The 20436-nt window shown below is 37.0% G+C and carries 25 protein-coding genes, 2 pseudogenes and 1 other annotated feature; of the genes and pseudogenes, 21 read left to right on the top strand and 6 right to left on the bottom strand.

From position 1 onward, the window contains the following. Nucleotides 1–4 precede the first annotated feature (4 nt). Nucleotides 5–226: a helix-turn-helix domain-containing protein gene (locus tag QFZ72_RS15530; RefSeq protein ID WP_182502401.1), complete on the top strand. Its 222-nt coding sequence runs from the start codon at nt 5–7 to the stop codon at nt 224–226. A gap of 143 nt (nt 227–369) precedes the next feature. Further along, nucleotides 370–1161 carry a DUF817 domain-containing protein gene (locus QFZ72_RS15525; RefSeq protein ID WP_307434886.1) on the top strand — a complete coding sequence of 264 codons (792 nt, stop codon included), beginning with the start codon at nt 370–372 and terminating at the stop codon, nt 1159–1161. 199 nt (nt 1162–1360) lie between these two features. On the opposite strand, the gene QFZ72_RS15520 is transcribed toward QFZ72_RS15525, so the two are convergent. Beyond that, nucleotides 1361–2749, bottom strand: a complete 1389-nt coding sequence (locus tag QFZ72_RS15520; RefSeq protein WP_307434883.1) for an aminotransferase-like domain-containing protein — start codon at nt 2747–2749, stop codon at nt 1361–1363. 262 nt (nt 2750–3011) lie between these two features. Here QFZ72_RS15520 and azlC point away from each other — a divergent pair, with 262 nt between their 5' ends. From azlC to QFZ72_RS15500, 4 genes are all read left to right on the top strand, one after another. Then, nucleotides 3012–3725 carry an azaleucine resistance protein AzlC gene (gene azlC / locus QFZ72_RS15515; protein WP_307434880.1) on the top strand — a complete coding sequence of 238 codons (714 nt, stop codon included), beginning with the start codon at nt 3012–3014 and terminating at the stop codon, nt 3723–3725. Beyond that, entirely contained in the window at nt 3722–4054 is a 333-nt protein-coding gene (locus tag QFZ72_RS15510; RefSeq protein WP_307434877.1) for a branched-chain amino acid transporter permease, read from the top strand. Before azlC ends, QFZ72_RS15510 begins: the two co-directional genes overlap by 4 nt. 95 nt (nt 4055–4149) lie before the next feature. Next, on the top strand, nt 4150–4434 hold the full coding sequence (locus QFZ72_RS15505) for a PaaI family thioesterase (RefSeq protein WP_307439791.1): 285 nt from the start codon (nt 4150–4152) through the stop codon (nt 4432–4434). A gap of 436 nt (nt 4435–4870) precedes the next feature. After that, nucleotides 4871–5126, top strand: a binding site (T-box leader). 54 nt (nt 5127–5180) lie between these two features. Continuing rightward, nucleotides 5181–6539, top strand: coding sequence for an amino acid permease (locus QFZ72_RS15500; protein WP_307434874.1), 1359 nt, complete (start codon nt 5181–5183; stop codon nt 6537–6539). Between the two features lie 759 nt (nt 6540–7298). Here the strand turns inward: QFZ72_RS15500 and QFZ72_RS15495 are convergent. Continuing rightward, on the bottom strand, nt 7299–8756 hold the full coding sequence (locus QFZ72_RS15495; RefSeq protein ID WP_307434871.1) for a magnesium transporter CorA family protein: 1458 nt from the start codon (nt 8754–8756) through the stop codon (nt 7299–7301). Between the two features lie 95 nt (nt 8757–8851). Further along, a complete protein-coding gene (gene lexA, locus QFZ72_RS15490) occupies nt 8852–9472 on the bottom strand; it encodes a transcriptional repressor LexA (protein WP_307434868.1) in 621 nt (206 codons plus the stop codon). Between the two features lie 160 nt (nt 9473–9632). Between lexA and yneA the strand changes: the two genes are divergently transcribed. The 12 genes and pseudogenes from yneA to QFZ72_RS15430 all read left to right on the top strand — a co-directional run. Further along, entirely contained in the window at nt 9633–9944 is a 312-nt protein-coding gene (yneA, locus tag QFZ72_RS15485) for a cell division suppressor protein YneA (protein WP_307434864.1), read from the top strand. A gap of 13 nt (nt 9945–9957) precedes the next feature. Further along, entirely contained in the window at nt 9958–10608 is a 651-nt protein-coding gene (locus tag QFZ72_RS15480; protein WP_307439789.1) for a YneB family resolvase-like protein, read from the top strand. A 64-nt stretch (nt 10609–10672) separates the two neighbouring features. Continuing rightward, nucleotides 10673–10903 (top strand): DUF896 domain-containing protein, encoded by a 231-nt coding sequence (locus tag QFZ72_RS15475; RefSeq protein WP_307434862.1) that lies wholly within the window; start codon nt 10673–10675, stop codon nt 10901–10903. 175 nt (nt 10904–11078) lie between these two features. After that, on the top strand, nt 11079–13085 hold the full coding sequence (gene tkt, locus QFZ72_RS15470; protein ID WP_307434860.1) for a transketolase: 2007 nt from the start codon (nt 11079–11081) through the stop codon (nt 13083–13085). Between the two features lie 140 nt (nt 13086–13225). Next, nucleotides 13226–13672 (top strand): sporulation inhibitor of replication protein SirA, encoded by a 447-nt coding sequence (gene sirA / locus QFZ72_RS15465; protein ID WP_307434858.1) that lies wholly within the window; start codon nt 13226–13228, stop codon nt 13670–13672. 85 nt (nt 13673–13757) lie between these two features. After that, nucleotides 13758–13976: a YneF family protein gene (locus QFZ72_RS15460; RefSeq protein WP_029281123.1), complete on the top strand. Its 219-nt coding sequence runs from the start codon at nt 13758–13760 to the stop codon at nt 13974–13976. Between the two features lie 475 nt (nt 13977–14451). Then, a pseudogene (locus QFZ72_RS29500) lies at nt 14452–14765 on the top strand (flavin monoamine oxidase family protein). A 351-nt stretch (nt 14766–15116) separates the two neighbouring features. Beyond that, the gene (locus tag QFZ72_RS15450; RefSeq protein WP_307434854.1) at nt 15117–15701 is read left to right on the top strand and encodes a CBO0543 family protein; all 585 of its coding nucleotides are present in this window, start codon (nt 15117–15119) and stop codon (nt 15699–15701) included. Then, nucleotides 15702–15911: a hypothetical protein gene (locus tag QFZ72_RS15445; RefSeq protein WP_307434852.1), complete on the top strand. Its 210-nt coding sequence runs from the start codon at nt 15702–15704 to the stop codon at nt 15909–15911. 324 nt (nt 15912–16235) lie between these two features. Further along, the gene (locus tag QFZ72_RS15440) at nt 16236–16556 is read left to right on the top strand and encodes a hypothetical protein (protein ID WP_307434849.1); all 321 of its coding nucleotides are present in this window, start codon (nt 16236–16238) and stop codon (nt 16554–16556) included. 247 nt (nt 16557–16803) lie between these two features. Beyond that, on the top strand, nt 16804–16944 hold the full coding sequence (locus QFZ72_RS15435; RefSeq protein WP_307434847.1) for a hypothetical protein: 141 nt from the start codon (nt 16804–16806) through the stop codon (nt 16942–16944). 294 nt (nt 16945–17238) lie between these two features. Next, nucleotides 17239–17316: pseudogene (locus QFZ72_RS15430) on the top strand (YneF family protein); the annotation flags it as partial. 63 nt (nt 17317–17379) lie between these two features. Here QFZ72_RS15430 and QFZ72_RS15425 read toward each other — a convergent pair. After that, complete coding sequence (locus tag QFZ72_RS15425) at nt 17380–17559, bottom strand: aspartyl-phosphate phosphatase Spo0E family protein (RefSeq protein ID WP_133310952.1); 180 nt, start codon at nt 17557–17559, stop codon at nt 17380–17382. Between the two features lie 268 nt (nt 17560–17827). Here QFZ72_RS15425 and QFZ72_RS15420 point away from each other — a divergent pair, with 268 nt between their 5' ends. From QFZ72_RS15420 to QFZ72_RS15410, 3 genes are all read left to right on the top strand, one after another. After that, entirely contained in the window at nt 17828–18535 is a 708-nt protein-coding gene (locus tag QFZ72_RS15420) for a cytochrome c biogenesis CcdA family protein (protein WP_307434841.1), read from the top strand. A gap of 114 nt (nt 18536–18649) precedes the next feature. Continuing rightward, complete coding sequence (locus QFZ72_RS15415; protein ID WP_307434838.1) at nt 18650–19009, top strand: response regulator; 360 nt, start codon at nt 18650–18652, stop codon at nt 19007–19009. 110 nt (nt 19010–19119) lie between these two features. Next, entirely contained in the window at nt 19120–19602 is a 483-nt protein-coding gene (locus tag QFZ72_RS15410; RefSeq protein WP_307439786.1) for a CcdC family protein, read from the top strand. 141 nt (nt 19603–19743) lie between these two features. Here the strand turns inward: QFZ72_RS15410 and QFZ72_RS15405 are convergent, their stop codons facing one another. Further along, nucleotides 19744–20169: a DUF2621 domain-containing protein gene (locus QFZ72_RS15405; protein WP_307434835.1), complete on the bottom strand. Its 426-nt coding sequence runs from the start codon at nt 20167–20169 to the stop codon at nt 19744–19746. A gap of 71 nt (nt 20170–20240) precedes the next feature. Beyond that, a complete protein-coding gene (locus QFZ72_RS15400; protein WP_307434832.1) occupies nt 20241–20435 on the bottom strand; it encodes a hypothetical protein in 195 nt (64 codons plus the stop codon). Between the last annotated feature and the right edge of the window lies 1 nt (nt 20436).

The raw sequence follows: 20436 nt of genomic DNA, 5'->3' as shown, positions 1-20436 counted from the left end.
AACAATGGCGATTATAATCAATATTGATGTGATGTTAGCTAAAAGGAAAATGAGCGTAACAGAACTTTCGGAGAGAGTTGGAATAACAATGGCTAACCTTTCTATATTGAAAAATGGAAAGGCAAAAGCAATTAGACTTTCAACTTTAGAGGCAATTTGCAAAGCATTAGAATGCCAACCGGGGGATATTTTAGAATACCGAAGTGATGAAGACGCCCAAGATTAAATAAATAGGAATATTTAATCTTGAAAGGAAAAGAAAGATTTCTTTTTCAATTATTTAAATGAATCAAATTCATAAAAGGGAAGTTACTCATGAATTTAACCATTAAAAAAATTCTCAGAAAAAACCTTTGGAGGCCAAAAATCGTGAGAGCACTAAAACAACTCGTTCGTTTTGGTTGGGAGCAGGCCCTATCATGTTTGTTTCCTGTCGTTATTTTTGCCTCTTTGGCTTTTACACAAATTATGCCACTTCCCTTCCTATCACGGTATGACTGGCTGCTTATCATCTGCCTTCTGATGCAGTGGTGGATGGTGCGTTCTGGGCTTGAAACACAAGATGAACTAAAGGTTATCACATTGTTCCATCTTATTGGACTTGCTCTTGAACTTTTCAAGGTACATATGGGCTCCTGGTCTTATCCAGAGGAAGGGTATTTCAAAATTTTTGGAGTGCCTTTGTATAGTGGATTCATGTACGCAAGTGTAGCGAGTTATCTTTGCCAGGCGTGGAGGAGGCTTAAGGTTGAACTGGTTAAGTGGCCACCGTTTTTGGTAGTTGTACCTCTTGCAGCTGCGATTTATTTGAATTTTTTCACCCACCATTATTGGATTGACGTCCGCTTTTGGTTATCTGGACTTGTAATTATCGTCTTTTGGCAATCATGGGTCACATTCGAGGTTGATAGAACTCGTTACCGTATGCCACTCGCACTTTCTTTTGTGCTCATCGGATTTTTTATATGGATTGCCGAAAATATCGCAACGTTCTTTGGAGCTTGGGAATATCCAAACCAAACCGATGCATGGAGTCTCGTTCATCTAGGAAAGGTAAGTTCATGGCTCTTATTAGTGATTGTTAGCTTTCTTATAGTAGCGACGTTAAAGCAGGTTAAGGGGAAAAATTCCACTAAGATGGAAACTAATCAATTTTTATAACTGTTTAGAACCCTCTTTTAAAAAAGTCGGATCCTTAGTATAGTAAGGAATTCGACTTTTTTTTAGGTTGAAGTTTCCTAGCGTACAAAATTCCGAATAAGCTAAATTAGAAAAAGCAACGTTCGAATTGTTGCTTTTTTCTTTATAAATAAGCTTTTGATAATACTTTTTTGGGGGCTTATGTTAAATAATTTATTAATTAGTTGAGATGCTGTGTTAATATTTTTAATCCTATTTTTAACTCGTCTAATGAGTTTGTAGAAGAAAGTGCAATACGTAAATACTTTTCAGGGGTGGTCTGCCCGCTTAGAAAACGATCAGAATGAAAAACTCGAATACCGTGCCTTTTCAAATCCTTTTCCAACTGTAACGCATCGTTATGCCCTTGGATTGGAAGCCATCGATAAAAACTAAGAGGATGTCCAACATTCTTTCTTAAAGGAAAATATTCCGAATAAATATTATTTGCAGACTGTGCAAGCTGTTTCTTTTGGGAAACAATTTCATGAGCCTTCCCTGATAAGATGAGCTCTGTGATAACCTCTGCATCAAAAGAAGAGGTTTTTACATTGATGTTAAAAATAGCCTGCAAAATTTTTTCACGTAATACATCCCCATATACCATATAGGCAACTCTTAATCCAGAACATATTGACTTAGAGGTGCCGCAAATATAAACGCTCTGTTCTGGAAGTAAATTGAACATTGGCTGCTGGTAATCGGAGATAATACCTGCCGTCAGAAATGCATGAATATCATCCTCAATCAAAATTAAACGATGCTTACGAATAACCGCAGCTAATTCTTGCTTTCGACTATCTGAAATCATAACTGTGGTAGGATTACAGCAAGAAGGCATTAGGAAAATGCCGTGAATATTTATTTGGGAACACTGCTTTTCGAGTTCGTCTGGCAACATTCCAAACTTGTCTCCGAGAATGGGGACTAATTGAATATGGAACATTTTTGCCAACTCGATAAAATTTGCATACGTATATAAATCGGTTGCAATTCTATTACCAGGCTCAAACAAAGCAGCCAAGGCAATAGCCAACGCATTTTGGGCACCAGAAACAATTGCTATATGCTCTTGGTCCGTGTGAATACCGAAAGATTCCATCCAGTTTAGAGCTGCCGTTTTTTGATGTGGAATACCAGTCGGATCGTTGTAATTTAGTAGGTGCTCCAAATAACTTTTGTCCACAACCTTTGGAATAATGTCTGTTACAATACCATTGGTTTGCTCAAAAGATGCCACAAAACCAAGATCAATGCTGTTTGCCATTTTATCTGTGGAAATGGTTATAGAACGGGCGGCATTAGGAGCTACAAAGGTTCCGCTTCCCGTAACAGCATAAATTAACCCCTTTACCTCGCATATTTTGTAGGCACGGGTAATAGTGGTGAAGTTTAAGTCAAGAAAATCCGCTAATTCTCGTTGCGGAGGTAACTTGGTCCCAGGTGCTAAAAAGCCATTTATTATATCCTGTTCAAGTACTGATGCAAGAGATTTATAAAAAGGACGCTTTAATGCTTTCTTATCAGGTTTCCAAGACATTGGATAATTTTCAAAAGAGTTTACTGGCATACTACACCTCTATTATCTTATTCCATACAATCATATCATTTTTGTATGGAATTCTTAATGAAATGGTAGGATTTGAAAAGGTAAATTTATACGAGTTTGTTTATATATTTGGAGAAAAACATCTATCAGTACCCTCATTTTGATAAAATGGGGGAATTTTATTCTATGTAAAGATAATTGTAATCCATACAATTATCTTGTTTTTTGTATGGATTTTGTATGTTAAATTAAAATAAATTTAGCCTTTCAGGATGTGAATCATATGAAAAAAAATTATCAAATATGGATTGCATTTCGTTCGGCTTTTCCATATACAGTGCCGATTTTGGCAGGATTTATCTTCTTGGGAATTGCTTATGGGATCTTTATGAATTCGTTAGGTTTTAGCGCAATTTACCCGATTCTGATGAGTCTATTAATATTTGCAGGATCAATGGAGTTTGTGGCAGCCAATTTATTGCTTGTCGCTTTCAATCCGATTAACGCCCTTTTTCTTACTTTAATGGTGAATGCACGACATTTGTTTTACGGCATTTCCATGCTGGATAAGTATAGGGGAACCGGTAAGAAAAAATTGTATCTGATATATGGGCTTTGCGATGAGTCTTTTTCAATCAATGGTACCGTGGATGTTCCAAAGAATGTTGACAAGGGCTGGTTTATGTTCTTTGTGACACTTCTCAATCATTCATATTGGGTCATAGGATCAGCGATTGGCGGGATTTTTGGATCAACTGTTAAGTTCAATACGGAAGGGCTCGATTTTGTTATGACTGCTCTCTTTGTTGTAATCTTCATTGAACAGTGGATGAAAGAGGAAAGGCACCATAGTGCTCTCGCAGGGCTTGGACTTTCAATTGTCAGTCTTATTATTTTTGGCGGAAACAACTTCATTATCCCTGCTATGCTTGCGATTCTTGGGATACTTACCGTTCTTAGAAAACCATTGGAGAAAGTTGAGGTTAACACCATATGACAATGAATTTAACGCAGCAGTTTATCACAATTGCTATGGTTGTTTTAGGCACAATGCTCACAAGGTTTCTTCCATTTATCGTTTTCCCATCGGGTAAACCCACACCGAAGTATGTACAGTATCTCGGTAAAGTGCTGCCACCAGCGGTAATTGGGCTTTTGGTCATTTATTGTTTTAAGGATGTGAGTTTACTTTCTGGAAGTCAAGGCATCCCTGAATTTATTGCGGTAGCGGTAGTTGCACTACTTCACTTTTGGAAGAAAAAAATGCTCCTCTCTATAGCAGGGGGGACGATTGTCTACATGATTTTGGTGCAATTGGTTTTTTAATGACATTGGTAATGACTAATGCTCCATCTTCTATTACGTTTCCTTATATCAATGGTGGTGGAGTAAAATATTCAATAAATCAAAGGGGTAGATAAATAGTAAAGAAGAAAATTGATGAGTATCAAATTTATGAAAAACACTTCGAACAAATTTATAAACAAGTAATAAACGATCCGTATGCTCGGTCACTGGGCATTCAGTTAACAAAATTTGAGGCTGGTTTTGCAGAAGCAATACTAGAAGTGCAAAGCCATATGGTAAACGCATATGGAACTGTTCACGGGGCAGTCATTTATGCTTTAGCAGACCATGCTTTTTCGGTGGCCTGTAATGCATATGGAAAAACATCCTTAGGATACCTTTACCAGCAAAAGAATTAATCAATCGACTACGTAATAACTTCGAGTAATTTTTTAAAAATCATTATTAAAGAAAGAAACTATTCAGGAACAAACTCCAGTCTGCTATAGATAATGTAGCTAATAAGGAGAAGAATTATTCACTATAGTTAATCTATATATTCCGATATAAACCGAAGTTCCAGACAAGCCCAAGCAAAACAAGTGCGAATTGTGTTGAAATTTGCTTAGCGCACAAAATTGCGTGCTGCCCCGTGTTTAAAGAATAGTTCCTTCATTTACCGAAAATAGGTGAGAATTTAAGAAACAAAAGTGGGTAAGAAGGGTGAAAAGCGTAAAGGATCAAAGGACATCAGTAAGGTTTTAGAAAAATCGATATTTTCATTGACAATGAGGTTGTCAGCTTGTATAGTATAGCAATATATTATTTGTGCACATACATTACATGATAAAAATAACGAACACTATGATTAGGAGTAGTAGAAGAATGTTCATGATGAGCAGAGAGCTGCGGGGTGGTGGAACGCAGTCACATGGCACTTTGAACTCGCCTAGGAGTGGTAGAGCCGATTACGATATGTTTATTTTTGGTTCTAACGATTAATCTACGTTACAAGGTTTAGCATTTTATACTGTGCGCTAAGCTGGACTCTGTAAGAAAAGGAGTCAATAAGAGTGGTACCGCGGTTGGCCTAAAGCCCATCGTCTCTTTTAAGAGACGATGGGCTTTTTTGTATACTTACAACAAAGATTAGGAGATTAAAAGTATGAGTAACAAACAAGAGAGCTTAAAACGAACTATGACATCACGCCATATTATGATGATGGCGCTGGGAGGAGCTATAGGTGCAGGGTTATTTAAAGGAAGCAGCACAGCCATCGATATGGCAGGCCCGGCAGTAATTATTGCGTATATGGTTGGAGGAATTATATTGCTTTTAATTATGCAGGGCCTTGCTGAAATGGCAGTAAGAAACAAAGAGGCTAGAACATTTCGTGATTTAATTCAGCCGCTTTTAGGTGGTTATGCTGCGCACTTTCTTGACTGGATATATTGGAAAATGTGGGTGTTAAATATAGCAGCAGAATCAGTGGTAGCCGCTATTTTTTTGCAGTACTGGCTTCCGGACATTCCGGTTTGGATACTGGCTTTAATTGTTTCTGCCATTGTTACCCTTGTAAACTTATTTTCAGTAAAGCTATTTGCAGAAACAGAGTATTGGCTTGCCCTGTTAAAAATCAGTGCAATTGTATTATTTATCATATTTGGCTTAATCATTTTATTAGTACCGTTTCAAGACCATGCTGCAACAGGATTTTCTCATCTTACAAAGCATGGCGGATTTTTCCCTAATGGTATACATGGATTGATTATGGCTATGCTGGTGGTTATTTATTCATACGGCGGTACTGAAATGATAGGCGTTACTTTGGCAGAGGTAAAAAATCCAGAAAAGGTTATACCGAAAGCTGTAAGAGGCACATTGACACGGATTATTTCTTTTTATATTTTACCGTTTTTCGTTATTGTGAGCCTGATCCCCTGGAATCAAGTGAATGGCGTTCCGGAGAGCCCGTTTGTGACGGTGTTTAAAATGATAGGAATTCCATATGCGGATCACATTATGAACGCCATTATATTGTTAGCTATTATTTCTTCTATGAATTCCGGACTATATGCATCGTCGCGTGTACTATATACACAAGCGGTGGATGGACGTATTCCAAAACTATTCGCAAAATTGTCTAAAAGGCAGGTGCCTGTTTATTCGATACTGGCTTGTTCATCTTCGCTGTATGTAGGGGTGCTTATTTCTCTATTTGCTGGGAGCAAGACTTTTAATTATTTAATGGGTTCTCTTGGATATACAGTTTTATGTATTTGGATTATTATTGCGATGGCGCATTTGAAATCTCGCACAAATCAGACACAGCAAGTCAGCTATAATGTTCGCTTTTTTCCTTACACGACTTGGATAGCTCTATTGGCGCTGCTTGCTATATTGATTGGTGTAATTGCGACTACTTCTATTATTGTAACGACTATCACAATCTTAATTTATTTATTCATTACAGCGGCTTACTTTGGAGTCCGTTCACGTTTTGCCAGAAGACAAGCTGCATGATTTTCCTTTTATTAAAGAGAGACACTGCTTATTAAAGAAGCGGTGTCTTTTATTTATATTTTTTGCACTATGAAATAATTTTTAAGTGCATCTATAATTAACGACGTTAAATATCTTTTAAGTAGGAAACTATGAAATCTTTAGAACGAATCATTTGATTTGTGGAAACACTGTTGAGTAAAAAAAGTTGTTTATAAAATAAAAAAGCGTTTAAAAATTGCGTGCCATGAAGTACTGTTGACTGACAATAAAGATGTTTAATTACAAATAAAGTCGTTACATTTTGTTCGGGCCAGTGTGTAAATCAACAAGATGCTTGTTTTAATAGAAGGTTAGAAGTTTAAAGATGAGTAAGTTCATACAGGTAAAAAGAAGGTTTAGACATTCAAACCGTGCAATAACTATTCTATGTGTTTGAACGGTTTTTTCTAATTTCTACATATAAAGTTGCTTTAGGAACACTAGTGAGTTTAACAATGTCTTTCATACTTAATCCATTCGTGTTTCTACTATTATATAATCGTTATATCTCTCTCAAACTGCGCAAAAAGAACTTAAAACATTAATACTCCCCAGTTTTAATTTACTGACGGTATGAAATTCCAATTCATACCGTCTTTTTTTAACAAATATTTTGCTGTTCTATCCATTTAACGTAGTAGAAAAGCTAAAAAATTTATTTTCAATCGATCAATTAATACTAGAAGGTGAAGGAGGGGGCTTTTATTAAGTAATATAGAAAAAAAGCCTCGGCATTACTCAGTCGAGGTTTTCAGATTTTCCCTTATCAAAGTAGTCTTTAAGCAGTCTCATAATTGCTATCCCCGCAAGCACACTTCCCACAGCAATACCTGATAAAGCGACAACGAGCGATATATATTCAAAAACAGAATAACCGGCAAGCTTGCTCCACTCAATTTTCCCCCGCCAGTCTTCAATCACCAGATTCATTCCGTAAATACCGGAGATAACGGTATAAGTCGTTAAGATCAGCAAAAGAGAATTATGACGTTTGCTTGCAAGTTTTTCCTGATTTTGATAAAGACTGTCCATCGTGTTTATTACCTCTTTGTAAAGAGTTTCAATTTTAAAGCGATCTTTCATCATAACAGAAAGCTCTTGTCCTTCAGTCCGGCTGCTGATTTCAGAAAAAATATATTTGGCGGTAAAATTGGCGATCGATCGAATCAGTTTGTCCATTTTTTCTTGTTTTTGGTCAATATAGAGCTGTGAATAGCTGTATGAAAGCTTTAAAAGGACAATTTTATAAAATAAGTGCAGAATCAAGTTGTAATAAAGCTGGCCATACATTTCTTCAGCAATGAGTTTTTCATTTTTGGTGTCTCTGCTGATGCAAGTAAATGTATGGTCGCTGATAATATGAAAACTATCCGGGGACCATCTGTCATAAACATGATCATTTACGTATTTTTCGATATACTTTTGATTGCTTGCAGAGGTGTATGGCTGTTTTTTTTCTTTATATCCATTCATATGTCCGATTCTGAATAAATCGTTATTTGTTATTTGATCATCTGGAGCAGCCGTTAAAAAACTGGATACGAACATCCTTTCATCAATAAAATAAGGGAGGCTGCCCAGATAAGCTGATTGATCATTCTCGCTTTTTTCTATGAAGGGGACGATGAAAGGGCAAAGGTCCTGGAAGATAAAATCCTGTGTCTTGTCAAAACGCTTTTCTCCATTATAGAGAACAGTACCTTTTTCTTCTGTAATTGAGGGCTCTAGAACGCGAAAATGATCCATAAAATCCAGTGCATCACTTAAAGAGATATCTCCATTGGTATTAAAAGGGTCTGTTCGAATCGTTACCATGCCGATAGAGAAAGGACAAAGGTAGATATCAATTGAATGAACTTTCATAGAAAATGAATTGTGCACAGTCTCAAGTCTGCAAGTCAAATTTAAAGGCTTTGAATAACGGTTTATGGCTTTTTCTTTATATTTGTCAGGGAATAAGATTTGTTCTATGTAGGGCATAAAATAATGATTTAAACATTTATGCGGGATATCAATGCTCTCCCCGTAATATATATTTTGCTGATTAACATTTTCAATTGAAAAAAATTCAAACCCGTTGGCTAAGAGCTTCTCAGTTAACTCCTTAATGCCGTCATGAGCCCAAGAAAAGGGAAATATGAATTGGCAATTGGTTCGCAGAATGGTTATTTCATCATAGTTAATTTTGGGATTCATAGGTTACCTCTTCTAAGTTTTATCAACTATTATATTCCCTTTGCTGGAGCGTATAAAACCAAAAAATAAAGATCTTTGCTTAGCAGCAAAGATCTTTAATGAATATTCCGGTAAACCCCAATGACTTTCCCTAAAATCGTAACATTTCGCAGAATAATAGGATCCATAGTTGAATTTTCAGGCTGAAGGCGAATGAAGTCTTTTTCTTTAAAGAAACGTTTTACTGTTGCTTCATCATCTTCTGTCATGGCTACTACGATATCTCCATTATTTGCCGTCTTCTGCTGTTTAACGATAACCATATCCCCGTCCAGAATTCCTGCTTCTATCATACTGTCTCCCATAATTTCGAGCATGAATACTTGATCATCTGCTGCTGCAAACGTATCAGGAAGCGGAAAATATTCCTCAACATTTTCGATGGCTGTTATGGGAGATCCCGCTGTAACCTTACCGATAATCGGAACATTAATAACATTTGATCTTGGAATATGTGAAGTCTCTTCTTCTAAAATTTCAATGGCTCTGGGCTTAGTTGGATCGCGTCTGATTAGTCCCTTGCTCTCTAGTCTGGCCAGATGGCCGTGTACAGTTGAACTAGAAGCAAGGCCGACAGCTTCGCCAATTTCGCGAACAGAAGGCGGATAACCTTTTTTTTGAACTTCTAATTTGATGAAGTTTAAGATATCCTGCTGTCTTTTTGATAATTTTGTCATCTTTTGCACCTCGCGTCCTGTAATTTATGTTGATTATAGCATGTTTTTCTTGTGCATACAAACATAAGTTCGAGAAATCCGTTGACAGAAACGTTTGTTCTCATTATACTGAAAATATCAAAAGTACGAACAAACATTCTATTTCGAGGTGGGGATTATGTTGAAAGAATCATTTTCTTATTTACTCTCATTTTTTATCGTCGTTATTGTCGCTGTCTTTGCTTTGTCTTATACTGGTGAAAAAGACAGAATGGATCACTACGTAAATATAGAAGTTACTGAAGGGGACAGCATCTGGAGCATTGCTGACCAATTTAAAGATCATCACAATCTTTCTAAGACAGATTTTGTCGAGTGGGTACAGGAAAAAAACGGCATGGAGACAGCAGTCATTAAACCTGGTGAACAAGTCTTTATACCAATAGAGAAAACAGCCTATTATGAGGTCAATCAAATAGCCAGCAAGAAATAGGGAAGTGAGAACACTGAACGCCATCATCTATTGCAGAGTCAGCACAGTGAAAGAAGAACAGGAAACATCTCTTTTAAGACAGAAGGAAGAGCTTATAAATCTTTCTGAGCAGCACAGCATGAATATTGTAAAAGTGATTGAAGAGCAGGCCAGCGGCTACGATATAGAGAGAGACGGAATATTTGAACTGTTTGACTGCATCAAAAATCAGCAGGTGGATGCAATCCTGATCCAGGATGAAACAAGGCTTGGGAGGGGAAACGCCAGAATTGCAGTCATTCATTTTCTGCTTAAAGAGGGATTAACACTTTATTCCGTCACGCATAACGGCAGGCTTCTGCTCTCAGAAGCTGATTCCATGGTACTTGAAATCGTCAGCATTGTTGAAGAATATCAGAGAAAAATTCACAATCTGAAAATCAAAAGAGGCATGCAGCGTGCGGTCAAAAATGGGTTTAAGCCTCAAAATAACCTGTCTAATATTCATGGGAGCCCCGGAAAGGACAAGAAAGAGCTTCCTGTATCAGAAATTGTCCGCTTAAAACAAAACAAACTGACCTTTGCAGAAATTGCTGCTACTTTAAGAGGTTTTGGACATGATGTTTCAAAGGCAACGGTACATAGAAGATATCAGGAATATATAAAACAATCAGGAGACCAATAAGTTGTCTTTTACAGTCATTTTTAGTACGATAGCATAGTGAAATCTACAAAAAGGAGTTACCATCATGCTTTCAAAAGAAAAAATGGCTAGAATCAATGAGCTTTCAAAAAAGGCTAAATCAAGCGCTTTGTCACCTGAAGAACTAGCAGAACAGCAGAGCCTGAGACAGGAATACCTGCATGTGTTTCGCGGTTCTATGAAAAATACATTAAAAGGCGTTACGATCCTCGACCCAAACGGTACGGATGTAACACCTCAAAAACTAAAAGATGAGAAGAAGCGAAACCTTCATTAATAAGAGGAATACGTCAATTTGTGATGTATTCCTTTTCAATTTGCACATAATACATTAGAATAGTTTCTTACACATCTTAATGGACTATTACATTTCATGATTAATGGTTGTATCATAAAGTGTGTACCGCTATGATAAGAAAGTAGAATGTTATTTCTGAAAGGATGATCAAATTATGTCACATTCAATTCAAGACTTATCTATTGCTACGATTCGAACATTATCGATCGATGCAATCGAGAAAGCAAATTCAGGACATCCTGGAATGCCTATGGGGGCAGCTCCAATGGCCTACGCGCTTTGGACACAATATATGAATCATAATCCTAAAAACCCGGAATGGTTTAACCGTGACCGTTTTGTTTTATCAGCTGGTCATGGATCTATGCTGCTGTATAGTCTGCTTCATTTGTCAGGCTATGATCTATCTATGGAAGATCTTAAATCTTTCAGACAGTGGGGAAGTAAAACTCCAGGCCACCCTGAATTCCATCACACAGCTGGTGTTGATGCAACGACAGGTCCATTAGGCCAGGGAATCGGCATGGCTGTAGGAATGGCCATGGCAGAGCGCCATCTTGCACATACATACAATAAAGAATCATATCCTGTAGTAGACCATTACACATACGCTATTTGCGGAGATGGAGACTTAATGGAGGGTATCTCTTCTGAAGCAGCTTCTCTTGCAGGTCACCTGAAGCTTGGCAAATTAGTCGTATTATATGATTCAAATGATATTTCTCTTGATGGCGACTTAGATCGATCATTCTCTGAAAATGTTGAAGATCGTTTCAAATCTATCGGATGGCAGGTCATCCGTGTTGAAGACGGCAATAATTTAGAAGAGATTTCTAAAGCAATCGAAGCCGCTAAACAAGATGAAACTCATCCAACGTTAATTGAAGTGAAAACAACAATCGGCTACGGATCTCCAAATATGTCCGGAAAGTCTGACGTACATGGCAAGCCGCTTGGGATTGACGAAATTAAATTGACAAAAGAAGCTTATGCTTGGACATTTGAAGAAGACTTTTATGTTCCAGAAGAAGTTTATGCTCATTTCAAGGAATCTGCTGAACAATTCGGATCTAAGAAAGAGCAGGAATGGAATGATCTTTTCGAAAGCTATAAAAAAGAATATCCAGAGCTTGCAAAACAGCTGAACGCCGGAATCAATGGCGAATTGCTTGAAAACTGGGACGAGGCAGTACCGGTGTATGAAGAGGGAAAAGCTCTTGCATCACGTGCATCCTCAGGTGAGGTATTAAATGTACTGGCAAAAAATATTCCTTATATCTTTGGAGGATCAGCTGATTTAGCGGGTTCTAACAATACATCCATTAAAGGAGCTGCTGATTTCACAGCAGAAGATTACAGCGGCCGTAATATTTGGTTTGGTGTACGTGAATTTGCAATGGGTGCTGCATTAAATGGGATGGCTTTGCATGGCGGCCTGCGAGTATATGGAGGAACATTCTTTGTATTCTCAGATTACCTTCGTCCGGCAATCCGTTTAGCTGCACTTATGGGACTTCCTGTAACGTATGTATTTACACATGACAGCATTGCTGTTGGGGAAGATGGACCAACCCATGAGCCGATTGAACAGCTTCCATCTCTGCGTGCAATGCCTAATTTATCAGTAATCCGCCCGGCAGATGGTAATGAGACTGCTGCAGCATGGCGCATTGCATTAGAGTCAGAAACGTCACCAACTGCACTTGTACTGACAAGACAAAACTTAAAAACAATTAAAGGTACTTCTGAAACAGCTTATGATGGCGTTTCTAAGGGAGCTTACACGATTTCAGCAAGCAAAAAAGAAACAGCAGATGCCTTGTTATTAGCTACAGGTTCTGAAGTTGGCCTTGCGGTTGAAGCTCAGGATGCCCTGCTTAAAGAAGGTATAGATGTTGCTGTTGTCAGCATGCCATCATGGAACCGATTTGAAAGTCAATCAAAAGAGTACCGTGAATCCGTTCTTCCTAAGGCTGTTAAAAAACGTCTTGCGATTGAAATGGCAGCTCCACTGGGCTGGGAACGCTATACTGGAGATGAGGGCGATGTTCTTGCGATTAACCAGTTCGGCGCATCTGCACCTGGAAATAAAATTATGAAAGAGTATGGCTTTACTGTTGAAAACGTAATGGCAAGAGTAAAAGCGCTGCTTGAACAATAATCACCTCTGAGAGAGAACGATTTTGATCGTTCTCTCTTTTTCGACAAAAAAAGTGATGCATTTCTCTGTTATTTAGACAAATTTCTAATACTCTATTCTATTATAATTAACGATAACAGTTATTTCGGAGGGGTGGAAGAATGAGGCACTATTATGTCTATTTAATAGAAGAGGAATTTGCGAACCACTTTTTTGGCCGAGAAGCGAAACTGTTCCATCTTTTTCAGGAATATCTCCGGACAAGCCCTGAGCAGAAGGAATTTCATCACTTATACAAACAAATCAGATATGTAACTAAATCAATTTCAGCTGATTCAATGGATAATATGATTGAATCAAGTTTAATGAACCAATACAATTATGTTCATACTGAAGGTTATCACCGAATCGTCAGCGAATCGAAGCAGGGGAGTGCTATGCTGCAAGTAAGGGATCAATATATAGAAGTCACTTCTATTGGAAGTTTTGATATGGAAGCGATCTTTTTTGAAATACTGAGAAAAATTGACTCCTGTTTTTTAGCTATGGATTTTGAAGCAAAACGATACGGCTGGCTAAAACCGATAAAAGAAAGAAAATTTGTCTAAAAAGGCAGAAATTACGGAGTATTTGTTGTATAATATCCTATGGTTTAGTACACTGTAAAATAGACAACATGAAGGAGGAAATACGATGGATCTGTGGGTAGTCATTCTAGTAGGCGTTCTGGCATTACTTGCTGGAGTAGCACTAGGATTTTTCATTGCTCGCCAGTATATGATGAGTTACTTGAAGAAAAATCCGCCAATTAACGAGCAAATGTTAAAAATGATGATGATGCAAATGGGAATGAAACCATCTCAAAAGAAAATCAATCAAATGATGAAAATGATGAACAATCAAGCAAAATAAAAAAAGCTTATACATCAAGGGTTCCAACGGGTTTTAGGCAAGTTTTCCACGGAAATCACTTCATACATAAACCCTTTGAGTTAATCCTTCATCATATTTTCTTCAAAAAATGCTTAATCTTTCATTTTACCAATTCAAAACCGCTTTTTCTGTTGAGAAATTAACAGGAAGGCGGTTTTTTTAATGGAAATTGAAGATCTAGTTAATGAATATTTGTACCATTGTTTAGCGAGAGGTTATACAAAGAAGACAATGATTAATAAGCGCCAGGAGTATAGACATTTGGTGATGTATCTTAAGGAGAAGAGAGGGATTACAGAAATTTTTGGGAAGTAGAAGGTATCCGCGGGGGAAAATGATGACAGATCTACCAATCAGATTTGCTTACTATCCTAGCCATCTAATTGGTTCAACAGGATCGGGGATTATATTGGCAAGTTATACATGAGAAGATGATACACTCCCATGGGATAATTTGCCTGAAGGGGATCGCATACGAAATGCATTAGATAACATGGCCACAGTACATGGTAAACAAATATACGATCTTTTTTTAACTGGGGCTTCCCATAGTTGGTCTCAATACCAATTTTCAGGTGGCGCTTTCTCCATGTTTAAACCGGGACAGGAAACCGACTTATCCCATTTATCCCAACTCCTGAAGGCAGAGTACATTTTGCAGGTGAACATACATCGACTGCACCTTCTTGGGTTGAGGGAGCGATTCAATCTGGTATAAGAGTTGCTCATGAGGTAACAAACCTCTCGAGAACATTTAATCCAAGGTGAATGAGTCATGGTGTATGTGTCACTTCGATAACCGAAATAAAGTAGCAGACTGAACAAATTGTAGAAGCGATAAAATTCATCTATAGAGAGTATTTAGAACAAGAAGTCCAAGTCAACAATTGAATAATACCCTTACATGTTCAGCAATAGGAATTCTAGAGTTTAACTATCAATTTGTAAGGAAGTTGATAAATTTGTGAATACTCTTTAATAATTAAATGTTGGTTGTCATTCTGAAGATAGAAATATTTATTTATCAACGGTTGTAAAAATTGGGATTTTTTTCATAGTAGCGTGCATAATAAAATTACTTGATGAACAAGTAGTAATTCGTTATGCAGAGGTGAGAGTATGAAGATTTATCTTCCAGAAGATCAAAGTAATCGACTTAATGATTTAAAGGAGACTCAAGAAAAAGTATCAAATCAATGGATTGATTATTGGGTTGATTACTCATCATTTGATACATGGCAATTTTGGATAAATGTTAGTTTTATCATTATTCCATTAATTGTCCTTTATTTTTTTATTGATCGAAAGAAGATATTTTTATTGGGTTTCTTTGGATTCAATATTCATGTTTGGATGGCATATATTGATGCAATAGTGACAAGATATAATTTTTTTGAATATCCATATAAAACTATTCCATTTTTGCCTATTCATGTTGGGATAGACACCTCATTGGTTCCCGTCTTATTTATATTGTTATATCAATGGACATTAAATAAGAATAAGAATTTTTATTTATATTCTTTATTGTTAATTGCTTTTTTATCATTTATGTTTAAGCCATTGCTTGGCGCATACCATCTTATGCATTTGAAAAATGGTGCAAATTATCTCTACTTATTTCTAGGTTATATAATAATATTATTAATTTCAAAAGGGATAACGAATTTATTTATATACCTCCACAAGACAGAAAGAAAATAAATGGAAGTGCACAAAATAATTTCTACATTAAAGATTGGTGTGGGATTGATGGGATTAGAAGTAGGAGTAGGGCCGATAATGTTGTTTATTCTCATATTAATTGGAGTGGTAATCTTCATAATCAATTTTGTTAAAAGAACTAGGAATAAAAAGAAGAATAAAGAAATAGATCCAAATGAAATTGTGGTTAAGAATCAGGATGAATTATAAAATTACTTCACCCAAAGGGAATTCACAATAGGAAGGAGCCAATTGGCTCCTATGACAATGGATTGTGATTTCGAACCTTCAAACTGGATAATTCTCTCTAGGAAAGTGATTACATCGATCCTTGTAATTTCCAATAAAGTTGAACAAGTTGCATTTCATACTTTACATGTTGTTTGTAAAAATAAATGTGCTTTTCTGGATCAGAATGTTCCATACAAACTTGTCATTTGAAGAAGTTGAGCTAGAGAGCCTGTAAAAGGGCTCTTTTTCTATGCTCAAATGTAAATGAGCACCAAATTATAATATATCGGAGGAATATACATAATGATCACATTAAAACAAGGTATTAAATTATCAGCAATTATCGATAAGTTGGATCTGAAAATTAAAACGAAGATCAAAAACGAACAAGGTGAATTTGAGCATCTTTCACAAGAAGAAGTTGGAGCTGACCTAATTATGCAATTTGTTAGAAAAGCATATAAAGCTGAACAAGAAGTTTATAACTTTGTAGCTGAGTATCAGAAATGTAGCACACAAGAAGCAGAAAACGTAGATTTAGTTGATTTCGTAAAAGGTTTGTTCTCAGATGAGGCAACCGTCAGTTTTTTCAAATCTGCTGTTACGTCAAGTGTCCAAGATTAGTTGAATTACTATCAAAGACATACGACTTGACAGCAATTATGGATTTGCCTCTTTCTGTCACCATGGACTTTTTGAGTCATGGTTTTGATCAGGAAAAAGATAGCTCTGCTTGGGAACTATGGAAAGCTCTGTATCATTTGGGTCAATCTTTGTTGACAATGACAAGGACGAAACGATCATAAATGCGAAGCGATTAGGTGGAAGATTGAGTGCGTTGGGTGGGTTAGTCACTACCCTTGGAGGAATCATGGGTGGAGCTTTAGTTGCCGGGCTAGGTGCAGCTGTAACTGATGTAGGAGCTTTGGTTTATTTATCAGATGATTTACAGAAATCATTAAATACTTTGCAAGCGCAAACTGAAGCAACAGACAAAGATATATGCACCTAATGAAAATACAGCAAGAGAGAAAGCATTATTTAATCTACATGAGTTAGCAATTGCTCAAGGTTATCTTACAGTAATGCTTAATGAAGGTACAGTTGCATCATTGAAATTACATAATTGGGAATTATTAGATGGGGTAGAGGCAGTTTATGAAAATGAAGAGTAATTTTATAATAGATTAAGCGATAATATACCTCATTTCATTAAAAAAGTAGACATTTCCTTAGAAATGGGGTATATTTTTCTTAACAGAATAAGCGGTCGGTAAAGAAGGAAAAACCCTTGATATATAAGGGTTTGATGCAAATGGGAATGAAACCATCCCAAAAGAAAATCAATCAAATGATGAAAATGATGAACAATCAAGCAAAATAAGAATTCTGCGGGATTTTTATATGATAAAAAGCACGCTCAGAAGCGTGCTTTTTTGTATGGTATTTAAGAATAAGTCATTCGTTTCATTGAACTGTAGCTATAACGATTGTATTCATTCAGCAAGTGATCGAGTTCCTGACTGTATTGAATGGACACGTTTGAGTTAATTCCATTTTTCGTTGCAATATCGATCATTTCCGCTCGTTTTTTTTCAATAAGTTTCAATAATTCTTGTTTAGACACGAAAACTTGTCCTTTCTGTTTGTAAGTTCTATCCGATCCTCTTGCTAATAATTTCTATTATATCCTAATTTGGAAAATAATTCGAAGGGAAAATAAGGATATTTTCAATTAATATATGACTATTATAAAGGTAACGGCTCTATGAAGAAATCCCTTTGCATAGTTTTTAAGGAATTGACATAAAAATGTCACATAGTGAAACATATAATTCTCTGGATGTATTTGCTAAAATGTAATGTGACTCAACTAAGAGAGGAGGACAGCACAAATGACAGATTTGAATCTATTTATAGCCTTTGGAGCTGGTTTTTTATCTTTTGTCTCCCCTTGCTGCCTGCCTTTATATCCAGCCTTTTTATCATACATAACTGGTGTATCGGTCGGAGAGATTAAAACGGAAAATGCTATGCTTCAAAAGAGGAGTCTTCTTCACACACTGTTCTTTTTACTTGGATTCTCGATTATTTTTATCGCGCTCGGTTTTGGGAGTTCTTTTATTGGTGAGTTCTTTTTTGGATATTCTGAATTGATCAGGCAAGTGGGAGCTATTCTTATTATCTTCTTTGGACTTGTGATCGTGGGTGTTTTCAAGCCGAAGTTCTTAATGAAGGAACACCGCTTTGAATTAAAAAACAGACCGTCTGGGTATCTAGGTTCTGTTTTAATAGGACTTGCATTTGCCGCTGGCTGGACGCCGTGTACAGGACCAATCTTAACAGCTGTTTTCGCTTTGACGCTCAGCAACCCTGGTTCTGCAATGATCTATATGATAGCCTACATACTTGGTTTTGCTATTCCATTTCTTGTAATGGCTTTCTTTATTGGCAGGCTGGGATGGATCCGAAAACATAATTTGAAAATCATGAAGATTGGCGGCTGGCTGATGATTCTTATTGGAATCATGCTCTTTTTCGACTGGATGACACAGATCATTATCTTATTCAGCAGATTGTTTGGAGGGTTTACAGGATTTTAGACCTAATAAATTTTATTTTTAGGTCGATTTTACTACCTCTTGCTCCTTTTTTTGTTATAATAACTCATAGAATAGTAGAATTTGCTTTCGGTAAGACTGTGAGGAGGAGCTTGCATGGCTAAAGTACTGATCGTGGATGATGCCAAGTTTATGAGGGTAACATTATCTAAAATACTTACAAGCAATGGACATGAAATTGCAGGAGAAGCTGAAAATGGAGCAGAAGCCATTCGCCTTTATCAAACATTGCAGCCAGACCTGGTTACAATGGATTTCACAATGCCGGAGATGAACGGCATCGAGGTATTAAAAGAAATTAAAAAAGAATTTCCTCAATCAAAGATTATTATGTGTTCAGCGATGGGGCAGCAGAAAATGGTCGTTGAAGCTATTGAAGCCGGAGCGAAGGACTTTATCATAAAGCCTTTTGATGAAACAAGAGTGTACGACGCCATAAATCGTGTTTTGGGATAAACTCTCCATCTCCGTTAATATCAAAGAACCATCGGATATTTGACAAGATGGTTTTTTATTTATGACTAAAGTATATTATAATATAAGTAACTCCGTGAAAAGGATTGATCATATTGGTCATTTTCTCAACAATTATTGCAATCGTGATGGCATTAGGTGTCATGATGATACGCATGAGAGCTTCTAAAAAGCCTGCTAGTGCCAGAAAGATTATCTTGCCGCCAATCTTTATGAGCACTGGTGCATTGATGTTTTTGCATCCTATGTTCCGGGTGACTCCGTTTGAATTTATGGAAGCGATCACGATTGGATGTATTTTCTCTATCTTTTTAATTAAAACTTCAACATTTGAAGTGAAAGAAGACAAGATTTACTTGAAAAGGTCAAAGGCTTTTGCGTTTATATTAATCGGACTGCTGATTATCCGAATCGTTTTAAAATTTTACTTGAGCAATACGATAGACGTAGGTGAACTAAGCGGAATGTTCTGGATCCTTGCGTTTGGAATGATTGTCCCATGGCGAATTGCCATGTATCTTTCCTATCGGAAACTCGAAAATCAGCTCAATCCGCCAAATATTCAGGCTACATGAAAAACCCACCAGGAGATCTGGTGGGTTTTTAAATGATAGAGAAGGATAAAATTTTGCGCATTGTGGTCTAGTTTCAGCGCTTAACTCATCGGTCAGAACGGCACTGTCATGCCTGCGCTTAACAAGGCGCATGTGCTTTCCTTAGAATAAAGCTCTGTATGGTGTATGATCGATATCTTTTTCCTTAAGTCTTTTTAATAGGAATTTATGATCTCGTTTAGGAGTAGCTGTAATATAACCGCGAATCACCAAGTCCTGAGTGATTCGGTCTGCATTTTCTTTTAATGCAATTTCCCCGATTTTGCCTGCAATTTTAGCTCTTGCGACATCTCTGAATAATTCAGGCACAGGTTCTACAAGGTCTTCTAAAAGCTCTTTCTGCCTTGAATCCCATAGGTGCCTTGTTTGCTGTATGTAATAATCTTCCCAATCCAGGTCCGATTTTCCATCCTCTTTTGGTAAACGCTTTAAAAATTTGCGGAACATAAAAAATCCGCCTATTCCTAGCATTCCTGCCAAAAAAACGACCCAGAAAAGAATAAACCATAGGAACCAGCCGTCTAACATCTTTCAAACCCCCGATCCAGCCTGCAATCTGCCTCTATTATACACCACGAAATAGGGGTTGAAAAGTTGTCTTATCCGGACTGGACCTGTTTTGAGAGCTCCAGCAAGGATTTTTTTATCGCTTTGCGCTTATTTCGGTCTTTGCCTGATGAGAGGTGTCCCAGCAGCTCTGCATGTGCAATATAAAAAGAGCGTTTGTAAGAGAGGTCAATACGGATTGTTCCGGAATTTGTGGGAAGATACAGAATTTCATACAGTAACGTCATA

Origin of the sequence: Bacillus sp. V2I10, from assembly GCF_030817055.1 — a bacterium.
In the GTDB taxonomy this organism is placed as follows: Bacteria; Bacillota; Bacilli; order Bacillales; family Bacillaceae; genus Bacillus_P.
The sequence above is the reverse complement of the archived record's forward strand: the minus strand, read 5'-3'. Positions and strand labels throughout refer to the sequence as shown.

Excerpts from the sequence above, each read along its gene's own strand:
- QFZ72_RS15530 (WP_182502401.1), top strand. The coding sequence starts at position 5 with ATGGCGATTATAATCAATATTGATGTGATGTTAGCTAAAAGGAAAATG.
- QFZ72_RS15520 (WP_307434883.1), bottom strand. The coding sequence starts at position 2,749 with ATGCCAGTAAACTCTTTTGAAAATTATCCAATGTCTTGGAAACCTGAT.
- azlC (WP_307434880.1), top strand. The coding sequence starts at position 3,012 with ATGAAAAAAAATTATCAAATATGGATTGCATTTCGTTCGGCTTTTCCA.
- QFZ72_RS15510 (WP_307434877.1), top strand. The coding sequence starts at position 3,722 with ATGACAATGAATTTAACGCAGCAGTTTATCACAATTGCTATGGTTGTT.
- QFZ72_RS15500 (WP_307434874.1), top strand. The coding sequence starts at position 5,181 with ATGAGTAACAAACAAGAGAGCTTAAAACGAACTATGACATCACGCCAT.
- QFZ72_RS15495 (WP_307434871.1), bottom strand. The coding sequence starts at position 8,756 with ATGAATCCCAAAATTAACTATGATGAAATAACCATTCTGCGAACCAAT.
- lexA (WP_307434868.1), bottom strand. The coding sequence starts at position 9,472 with ATGACAAAATTATCAAAAAGACAGCAGGATATCTTAAACTTCATCAAA.
- QFZ72_RS15475 (WP_307434862.1), top strand. The coding sequence starts at position 10,673 with ATGCTTTCAAAAGAAAAAATGGCTAGAATCAATGAGCTTTCAAAAAAG.
- tkt (WP_307434860.1), top strand. The coding sequence starts at position 11,079 with ATGTCACATTCAATTCAAGACTTATCTATTGCTACGATTCGAACATTA.
- sirA (WP_307434858.1), top strand. The coding sequence starts at position 13,226 with ATGAGGCACTATTATGTCTATTTAATAGAAGAGGAATTTGCGAACCAC.
- QFZ72_RS15460 (WP_029281123.1), top strand. The coding sequence starts at position 13,758 with ATGGATCTGTGGGTAGTCATTCTAGTAGGCGTTCTGGCATTACTTGCT.
- QFZ72_RS15450 (WP_307434854.1), top strand. The coding sequence starts at position 15,117 with ATGAAGATTTATCTTCCAGAAGATCAAAGTAATCGACTTAATGATTTA.
- QFZ72_RS15445 (WP_307434852.1), top strand. The coding sequence starts at position 15,702 with ATGGAAGTGCACAAAATAATTTCTACATTAAAGATTGGTGTGGGATTG.
- QFZ72_RS15440 (WP_307434849.1), top strand. The coding sequence starts at position 16,236 with ATGATCACATTAAAACAAGGTATTAAATTATCAGCAATTATCGATAAG.
- QFZ72_RS15435 (WP_307434847.1), top strand. The coding sequence starts at position 16,804 with ATGGGTGGAGCTTTAGTTGCCGGGCTAGGTGCAGCTGTAACTGATGTA.
- QFZ72_RS15420 (WP_307434841.1), top strand. The coding sequence starts at position 17,828 with ATGACAGATTTGAATCTATTTATAGCCTTTGGAGCTGGTTTTTTATCT.
- QFZ72_RS15415 (WP_307434838.1), top strand. The coding sequence starts at position 18,650 with ATGGCTAAAGTACTGATCGTGGATGATGCCAAGTTTATGAGGGTAACA.
- QFZ72_RS15405 (WP_307434835.1), bottom strand. The coding sequence starts at position 20,169 with ATGTTAGACGGCTGGTTCCTATGGTTTATTCTTTTCTGGGTCGTTTTT.
- QFZ72_RS15400 (WP_307434832.1), bottom strand. The coding sequence starts at position 20,435 with ATGACGTTACTGTATGAAATTCTGTATCTTCCCACAAATTCCGGAACA.